General features: G+C 35.8%; 6 protein-coding genes. All 6 read right to left on the bottom strand.

Annotated features, from left to right (window positions below; genetic code table 11):
- A partial coding sequence (locus Q0409_RS02355) for a carbohydrate kinase family protein (RefSeq protein WP_298534704.1) occupies positions 1–1,096 on the bottom strand: 1,096 nt, incomplete at its 3' end.
- Between the two features lie 34 nt (positions 1,097–1,130).
- A complete protein-coding gene (locus tag Q0409_RS02350; protein ID WP_298534702.1) occupies positions 1,131–2,018 on the bottom strand; it encodes a formylmethanofuran--tetrahydromethanopterin N-formyltransferase in 888 nt (295 codons plus the stop codon).
- A gap of 53 nt (positions 2,019–2,071) precedes the next feature.
- Positions 2,072–3,211 (bottom strand): hypothetical protein, encoded by a 1,140-nt coding sequence (locus Q0409_RS02345; RefSeq protein ID WP_298534700.1) that lies wholly within the window; start codon positions 3,209–3,211, stop codon positions 2,072–2,074.
- A 94-nt stretch (positions 3,212–3,305) separates the two neighbouring features.
- Positions 3,306–4,757 (bottom strand): 4Fe-4S binding protein, encoded by a 1,452-nt coding sequence (locus tag Q0409_RS02340; RefSeq protein WP_298534698.1) that lies wholly within the window; start codon positions 4,755–4,757, stop codon positions 3,306–3,308.
- Between the two features lies 1 nt (position 4,758).
- Complete coding sequence (locus tag Q0409_RS02335; protein ID WP_298534696.1) at positions 4,759–5,793, bottom strand: 4Fe-4S binding protein; 1,035 nt, start codon at positions 5,791–5,793, stop codon at positions 4,759–4,761.
- A gap of 1 nt (position 5,794) precedes the next feature.
- Positions 5,795–6,606 (bottom strand): hypothetical protein (locus tag Q0409_RS02330; protein WP_298534694.1); only part of this gene is annotated, 812 nt, incomplete at its 5' end.

Raw genomic sequence — 6,606 nt, 5'->3', positions numbered from 1 at the left:
TCTCTTTTTCTTGCTGTTCCGCCTTCTTTTGGGATTTTTTCTTTTTTTTCTTCTTCCCGGCTTCTCCAAACTCTTCCAAATCCTCTAAATTAGGCAATCCGGTAATGCCAATGGCTTGAACGGATTTTGAAGCAACCCAATTAGCTATTGTACATGATTTAGCCAAATCATATCCTTTAAGATAGGAATACAAGAAACCGGCATTAAATGAATCTCCTGCAGCAGTTGTATCAACTGCATCACATTCAAACGCAGGTATTTTAACCTCTTCATCCTTCTTGTTTATTGCATAAGCTCCATCAGAGCCTCTTTTTACAACAACAGTGCCAATGCCATCATTTCTAACATTCACTGCCAAATCTCTAAAGCTTAAAGAATCATCACCAGATAAATTCAATTTTTCCTTATAATAATCTTCAAACAATATCTTCAATTCGCCTTCATTAATAAGAAGAATATCAGTTCTTTCAAGGATTTCCTTAAGTTCTTCAACTCCTTTTTTAACATATAGCATTCCAGGATCAAAGCTTAAGACAATCTTATCAGAAAGTATATTCAACAATTCCTTTTGAGCATAGAAAGAATCTCCAACAAATGAAGTGTAATGAAGTATCTTGCATGCATTGACATTCAATGGATTGATCTCATCGATTGATATCTCATCATTTACACCAGGATCTACATAAAGAGCCCTATCTCCTGCATCAGAAACGAAACCCAATACCTTTCCGGAATTGCCGCTTTCTGCATAGATGAGATTTGTTAAGTAAACATCATTAATCATTAGATTGTATTCCAATAAGTCTCCTTCCTCATCATCCGCTATCTTTCCAATATATGATGTTGAGCATCCAAGCTTTGAAAGTCCTATGATTGTATTTGCTGCTGAACCACCAGGAGATTCCTCTTCACCTTTAATGAAACTTTCTCCATCGATTTCTGCAATGTGACCGACCTTATAAAGCTTATCTACATTCAATGCTCCAAAACCTATTACATCCACATTGATTGCATCATAAACTATCTCATCAACACCTAAATCTTCAGCAGTTACATTTTTTGAGGATTTCGGAACATTTGTATTATTTTCTTCCATTTAATTCACCTCGTTAAAAGATTATTTAGAAGAATTATTTCAAAATATCCAATAAATTGGTCTTATGTTCACCTAATTGCCCTTCAAAGTTTCCAGCTGAAATCCTTTCAACACCAGGGATGTCTATAATTGCATCAATAGCTTTCTTAATAGCCAAGTTCATAGCTTCCTGACTGGTTGCATTTATAACGATTTCAGGAATGTAATTTACCCCTTCCGGAACTTTTGACTCATCGCCAAGCCTTTCCTTCAATGAAGGGCAATACGGATGATTTGTACTTGGACCAATCTCTGGGAAATTGGTTTCAGGCTTACTTGCAGCAGAGCATATTCCAAAAGGAGTGCAGACTCCTTCAACTTCCATAATAGTGTCGATGATAATTCTGCCTGCCTTTAAGACAGCTTCTTTTGTGGAACACATATACCAGAAGTTACCTCCCATGATTCCTTCTGCATAAGCAAGTTCAGATTCAATCTGGAAATCAGGAACTGCAATAGGGACATTGATCATTTTTCTTCCAAACTCTTCAATTTCCCATTCATAGCCATCACCACAATGGCCTACGCTTTCCATCATTCCAATAGCGCCAACAGGATTTTCAGTTATGCTGAATACCCTTGTAAATGGCTTTACAAGAATGTCTTGACGAATTCTGTAGGATAATTCCTTTTCAAATTTTTTCAAGTCATCAGTTAACCAAAATTGAACGATAGCTCCAGGTCTTCCATCAGGAGTCTTATCAGCGTCTACAAAAGCTTCCACACCTGCTTCAACCCTACCAATTACAGCACTTGGTGTAGCTGTAGCATCGTAAGCTGCTTCCTTTACAGTCAATTCGTCTTCTGCTGTAATCAATGCTCTGATATACATTCCATCAAATGATTCAAAGAATGTATCTTCAACCTTATCATAATTTGCCATAAATGTCATCTCATTACTAATATTCTTGATAAAATATTTTTATATAATTAATATTAACCTAATCCACCAATATCTTTTCCACGGATGCCGTTTCTCATCTCTTTGCTTAACTTAAGCAGATAATCCCTATTATCATCTGTAATTATCTCAATGATTGGCGCTTCCTTATTGTAGAATACTTTTTCAAACTCTTCAATAAGTGAATAATCCACTTCAAAGTCTTCAAATGCAGCATTTGGACCTTTTTGTGAATACTCTCTAATAAAGTCCAAAACATATTCCTTATCAAATCTGGAGTGAAGATCAATCAAAATGGAACTTACAATAGTGTGGTTAGATATCACTGCAATCTCTGCAACATTCAAGGGATACTCATTTCCATTGAAGCTTACTGACAAACCGCCATTGTCCCTTGCATATTGCAATGGCTCAACATCAGTTATGCTGTCACCCATATAGATAATGGAACCTGATTCAAGTCCAAACCTTTCAACAATATCCTCAACTGCAATTTGCTTACCTTTGCCACCAACAGTTTTCACACTTTCAATATACTTGTTGATTTCAAGCTTTGGAAACTCATTGAAGAAAATGTCATACAAAACATTGAAATCATCTTCACTTTCATCACCATGTTCAAGTATGATTTTTCTAAATTCCTCAACTTTCTTAAGTTCTTCAATAAATTTTGGTGATTTGTCACCAACAATAGTTTGAGAATTGTTTGCTTTAGATGAAACATTATCTGATTTTTTATCAAATTGATTGAAATTAGTGGCTCCATCTACATCAAGTTGTGTGTGATAAGTATTTTGGAATGGGAAATCAATATAATTGCATAGAGCTTCAATATATTGACCATAACTAGTACTAACTATGAAAGAATCAATAAGTTCATTTGCGAATCTGAGAGTGTCATCAGAACCATCAACAAGATAAATATTTTCCCTTGAAAACTTGATCATTTTTTCATTTGTAAGTCCCGCTAATTTATAAAATGGAACAATAAGTTTAAGTGTGTCGCCAGCATGATAATTTTCAAGCTTGACATCATCAACAAGATAATCATCAAATCGACTGATGATCTTGAATAATTTTCCACCATCTTCAATAAACTCATCTGCCAATTCATATGCATTGTCATTTAATGTTAATGGACCTTCACAATCTGTGATAAAAACTTTTTTTACCATAATTTAATCTTCCTAAACTTCAAGTGTTTAATTTCAATAAGTATAATCTAATAAAAATAAAAAAAGAAAAATAATTTAAAAATTTAAAAATAATTTACAAGAACTGCCAAATTGTAGAGACTCTTGCTGCATTCACTGGACAGATTCCTTCACAGTTTCTACAGGAAATACAATCATCATGATTTACAACGACCTTTCCATCTTCAACGCTTAATGCCTCAACTGGACAATTTTTCACACACACTTCACATAATTGACAAGCATGATGATTAATCTCTACAGTACCGTTTCTTCTTCCTCTAAGGTCTCTTTTAATGAAGAATATCTCATGATTCCTGTTTGTAAAGAATTCTTCCTTAAGCTTGATTGCTTCAAAATTACAGCTTTCAGCACATAATCCACAGTATACACAGGAATTGTCTGTATCTATTATAATTGGATTAGGACCATCCAAACTAATTGATTCAGTAGGGCAGACATCTCTGCATAGTCCACAGCTGATACAATTCTCTTCCACAACTTCAATTCCAAGTGCAGGTGGGAAGAACTCTACAAGGTCCAATACCTTTACAACATCCAAATCCTTTTTAATCTGCGCATTCAAACGTTCATTAAGGAAATCAGTTACATTCACTACAATTGATCTGCAGTTGGTGCAGGTGAATATTTCAACATCTGAAAATTCCATTCCTCTAGGAACATCCCTAATGTCCATTGAGTTTTCATAATCGAAATCATCAAAATGATAATCCTTGGAAATGTCTTCAAGCAATTTAACCAAAACATTGTCAATATTGGTTACACCTTTTGAAATGTTATGAACATCCCTATCAATGATTTCAGATGCAATTTCCAATGTCTTGATCTTATTGAATGATTCAAATGCCTCTTCCCTTTCCACATAATCTATTGCATAGGTAGGACATGAATGCATACATTCCTCACATCTTGCACAGTAAGCAGGGTCAATGAACGGCAACTTATTGGTTTTTCCTACATTGATTGCACCTTTGGAAGGACAAATCCTTGTACAAGTCATACAACCAATACATTCATCCTGGTCAATGCAGAGAGTTTTACCTTCCTTAACGGTTTTAGGGAGTATTTCCCCATATTTGATTGCATCAGTAGGGCAGTGCCTAAAGCAATATCCGCAACGGATGCACTTATCCTCATCTATTTCACTATGGACTTCCTCTCCACCGGAAGACCTTAAATGAATAGCTCCAGACTTACATGCATTCACACATGCACCGCAAGCTCTACAGAGCTTTTTGTTTATGTTTGGAACATTTTCACGAATAGGATCTGCTAAAGTCTTCTTAATGTGTATAGCATCATAAGGACAAGCATTGGTACACAAGACACAACCGAAACAATGTTCATCCAATTTAATTAACTTGGTATTTTCATCTTGATAAACTGCATCAATAGGACAGACATTCAAGCATGGCTTATCCATACAATTGATACATTTCTCATTATCAATCTCATACTCTATATGAACATCTCTTAATGGTCTTGGTATAGGGTCTACAGTAACCATATTAAGCCCTCCTTTCTGCTAATTGAGAAGCTTTTACAGAAATGTGAATAACTTCCTCATCATTATCATTTGTATCTAGATTAAATTTAGCCAAGAAATATTTTATGACACCAAATGGACAGGTCTGATAGCATATACTGCATCTTAAGCATTTTTCCTTATCCCTTACAATGGTATCGTTATCACTATCGAAACTGATTGCTCCAGTAGGACAGTCTGGTATGCACATTTGACATTTCTTACAATTGTCAGCGTCCCAAGTGATAATTCTAATCTTCAGTCTATTGATGGCATCTTCCAGGACTTCATGAACGACCTCTTCATCATTTAAAATGGTTAAAGACTCATCAAATATAGGCTTGAATTTCAATTCATCTAAAAATAGCTTATCAGTGCCTAAATTAATCAAGTCATCCTGCTTGGATTCAATGTATTCCTCTAATGTACTTACTGCCAAATTAATGATTTTCTTTTGCTCTTCAAGATTGTTTACAAAGACTCCTCTCATTGCACCTTTTACAGGACAGGTCTCTAAACATTTTCCGCAGGAAATACATTTGGATTGGTTTACAACAACCCTATCATCAATCTCTTCAATTGCTCCAACTTCACAGGCATCCATACACTTATGGCATCTTATGCATAAATAATCATCCACAATGTATTTTCTCTTTGATGGGATGATATTGAACTCTTCGCGAATGAAATGGTTTTCACCACATTCCAATGTCTTTGGAGTTGAAGGACAGACTTCAGCACAGAAACCGCATCTGATACAAGCCGCTTTATTGATTACTGGATAAATCAAACCGATGGATTCCTCATTGTCTGAATCCCTAACCAATTTGATTGCATTTGGTGATGGGCAAGATGCTGTACAGCTTCCACAACCAATACAGTTTTCCTTGATCACTTCAGGAAAATCCCTGAATCTGTCTGGCTTGTGTGCTATGTCTTCCTTGGATTTTGCATCGAAAAATCCATCAATCCAGGTTTTTCGAGCAAATTCATAAATATACCAAATAAGTGAGGACATTTCATTTCACCTCAAAGAAGTCTTTTACAGTAGATTTGCCAGTATCAACATCAGTTATAGCCACTCTTTCAGTACATGCTATGCAAGGATCTGATGACGCATAAGTAGCTACTGCATCAGCAACTGTTGCTACATCCTTAAGCATGTATTTTGCACAGGAGTCAATATTCATGATACTTGGAGTTCTGATAGAAATACGCTTGATTAAATCTCCATTGGTTTCAGCCATATATCTTACTTCTCCACGAGGGGCTTCATTTCTCCATTCCCCATATCCTGATGGAATTTCCACAGGAACTCTTATATCTCCTTCAGGCATATTTTCAATTGCCTGTTTCACTAAATCAATAGATTGTTCAACCTCATAAAGCCTATTTAATGTACGGGCATAGTTGTCTCCCTCTTTTCTCCAAATAGGCTTGAAGTCAAAATAATCACGATAAGTATAATGCTCTTCTCTTAAGTCATGCTTAAGACCAGAAGCTCTTCCAATAGGTCCTACAGCATGTCCTTTAATAGCTTCCTCTTTAGTCATCACTCCAACGCCTTTTGCCCTTAATGCAACGATTGGAGCCTCTTCAAATAATGCTATATGCCTATCAAAGCCATCTTCAATTTTCTTTAAGTTATCGAGTATTGCATTGAAATGGCGCTCATCAGCATCCATTCTGACTCCCCCAACAACATTCCAACCCATATTGACTCTGTTTCCGGTTAGCAATTCGATTGAATCCATTGCATATTCCCTTAACTCCAATACGCGCATGAATAATGTTTCATGGTCCATTGATTTGAAAAAGGTGGAGTTTCCAA

Source organism: uncultured Methanobrevibacter sp. (genome assembly GCF_937898925.1).
GTDB lineage: Archaea > Methanobacteriota > Methanobacteria > Methanobacteriales > Methanobacteriaceae > Methanobrevibacter.
The sequence above is the reverse complement of the archived record's forward strand: the minus strand, read 5'-3'. Positions and strand labels throughout refer to the sequence as shown.

What these genes read in the sequence shown, in the direction of transcription:
- Q0409_RS02335 (WP_298534696.1), bottom strand. Translation starts at nt 5,793, where the DNA reads ATGTCCTCACTTATTTGGTATATTTATGAATTTGCTCGAAAAACCTGG.
- Q0409_RS02350 (WP_298534702.1), bottom strand. Translation starts at nt 2,018, where the DNA reads ATGGCAAATTATGATAAGGTTGAAGATACATTCTTTGAATCATTTGAT.
- Q0409_RS02340 (WP_298534698.1), bottom strand. Translation starts at nt 4,757, where the DNA reads ATGGTTACTGTAGACCCTATACCAAGACCATTAAGAGATGTTCATATA.
- Q0409_RS02345 (WP_298534700.1), bottom strand. Translation starts at nt 3,211, where the DNA reads ATGGTAAAAAAAGTTTTTATCACAGATTGTGAAGGTCCATTAACATTA.